Consider the following 2,223-nt stretch of genomic DNA (forward strand, 5'->3'; position numbering starts at 1 on the left):
CTTCGTCTCAAGACGCGGGAGAGTAGGTCGCCGCCAGGCCCGCTGAGCACAATCAAAACAAACTCAATATCAACGAGATAAAACAGATTCACGAAAAACCTTCTCAGTGATTATTTCTGTTGAGCATTACTGTTTTAGTTCCGCTTACGGCCTCTGATTGAGGGTGTGGGCGGTGAGCTAGTGCGTGCGTTACTTTGCGACATGTCCATTGCCTGGGTATCAGCTCATTCAAATGACGTAAGAGGTACCGTAAGCATACAGCGTGGACCGCGGAGTTGTATGGAAGTCCGGTCTGAGAGCTCTTTCGAGGCTGCGACAATTCACGGATGCTTGGTGGGTTTCAGGCGTACTCAATTCCAACCTTCTGCGAGCGCTGCATGTCCTTATTCGATCGGATCTCGATGCAGGTTCCTTTGCCGTCCTACTCTGAAGTTGCGCGAATATTCCTCGCTCCGAATACTTTGTCGTATCGAAGCGTCCAACAAAGCAACTCGATCCGCAGGCGGTCTCGACGGAGCACACGGTAAAGCCGCCGCTATATCGGCGGAACCAGCCGAATGATTGCTTCAGCTCGTTGAACACGATCTCCATAAGTCCGGCTATTTCCACCCTCGATGATCCACTCGTCTTGAGCCGCCAGTCTGCGTAAAGGTGGCGCGGTCGGGCTCGGCGGTTCGGTCCAGCGAACAACCGTAAGCGGCCAGCCGGGGCCATGTTGCGGCGCTGGCGGCGGTTTGAGATCCTGCACGAGGTGAGTGCAGTAGGGTCGTTTGCAACTTGGACGTAAGCGCCGTCTTCAGGTCACGTCGGCGAGATCGGGTTCGGACTTGAAGACCCAGGGCATGAGATCGTCGATGGCACTGTTGGGATGGCCGTCGATGATTTGGGTGATGACGGCCCAGTGCCGGGCGCCGCCGTCGGAACCGGCAAAGAGCGCGTTCTTCCGCGTCAGCGCCAAGGGGCGGATGGAGCGCTCGACGGTATTATTGTCGATCTCGATCGTGCCGTCACCCGCTGACCTGCCCCCCGTTTCTCATCCATCGATAACGAGAGTCTCGGGGTGATTTGGTCCGGGGTTGAGTTGGCCGGCAAGAGGCCGGCGCGCGGAGTGGTCAGAGTTCGCAGGGCGCCGGCCGGGCTCTCCGGAGAGGGCGCTGGCGTACGCCTGTGGCGTGAGGTAGCCGAGGCTCGAGTGAGGCCTCACCTCATTATAGTCCTGCCGCCAGGCTTGGAGCTGCGCCCTGGCATCCGGCAGTGACCGGAACAGGGTCTCATTCAAAAATTCGTCTCTGAGGCGGCCATTGAAGCTCTCGCTGAAGCCGTTCTGCTGAGGTTTTCCTGGCGCGATGTAGTGCCAGCCGACTTGGCGGTCGTCCGCCCACTCCAAGATGGCATTGGAGGTCAGCTCTGTGCCGTTGTCGCTGACAATCGTCCTCGGTCTACCGCGCCAGGCGATGATGGCGTCGAGCTCACGGGCCACGCGGCGCCCTGAGATCGAGGTGTCAGCCACCAGGGCGAGGCACTCCCGAGTGCAGTCGTCGAAGACCTCTAGGATCCGGAAGCGTCGGCCGTCCGTCATCTGATCGGCGACGAAGTCCAGGCTCCACCGCTGATTGGCGACCAACGCCGGCTCGATGGGCCGCCGTTCGCCTAAGGCCCGCTTACGCCCCCCGCGCCGGCGCACGGTGAGCTTCTCCTCCCGATACAGGCGCTGCACGCGCTTGCTTGCGGTTCACCAGATGACCCTCGCGCCCGCCGCTCGCTCATCTCATAGGCCTGACGCAGGTGCGCCACGGCCTCTCGCCTGGCGGCGGGCGTCACCACTTTTTTCCCAGCAGGTCTTTCAGCGCGACGTTGTCGAGCATCGTGTCGGCCAGCATCCGCTTCAGCTTGGCGTTCTCGTCTTCGAGCGCCTTCAGCCGACGGGCCTCCGACACGTCCAGGCCGCCATACTTAGCTTTCCACTTGTAAAACGTCGGGGAGCTCAGCCCATGTTTGCGGCAAAGGTCCGCCACCGGCACGCCCGCCTCCTGCTCGCGCAGGATCCCAATGATCTGCTCTTCCGTGAACCTTGATCGCTTCATTCGTCCGTCCTTCCATGGGCGGACGCTAGCTATTTTTGGCTGAGTTTCAGGGGGTCAGGTCAGCGGCTTCAGCCGTTGCTTCCGACCGATACGCGCGGCAAGCCGCGGGTCGACGATCGCCGAGTGATCAGCGGCATCG

General features: G+C 60.8%; 1 rRNA gene and 2 pseudogenes (1 of these 3 only partly in view). 1 reads left to right on the forward strand and 2 read right to left on the reverse strand.

The features are described 5' to 3' along the window. Positions 1-39: ribosomal RNA gene (gene rrf, locus HNS03_RS23285) — 5S ribosomal RNA — on the forward strand; it begins 76 nt to the left of the window's first position. A gap of 757 nt (positions 40-796) precedes the next feature. Here rrf and HNS03_RS23290 read toward each other — a convergent pair. Together HNS03_RS23290 and HNS03_RS23295 are read right to left on the reverse strand one after the other, a co-directional pair. Continuing rightward, positions 797-1,009: pseudogene (locus HNS03_RS23290) on the reverse strand (transposase); the annotation flags it as partial. Between the two features lie 27 nt (positions 1,010-1,036). After that, a pseudogene (locus tag HNS03_RS23295) lies at positions 1,037-2,084 on the reverse strand (transposase); the annotation flags it as partial. Positions 2,085-2,223: the final 139 nt, after the last annotated feature.

Origin of the sequence: Amorphus sp. 3PC139-8, assembly GCF_040750475.1 — a bacterium.
Taxonomy (GTDB): Bacteria; Pseudomonadota; Alphaproteobacteria; order Rhizobiales; family Amorphaceae; genus Amorphus.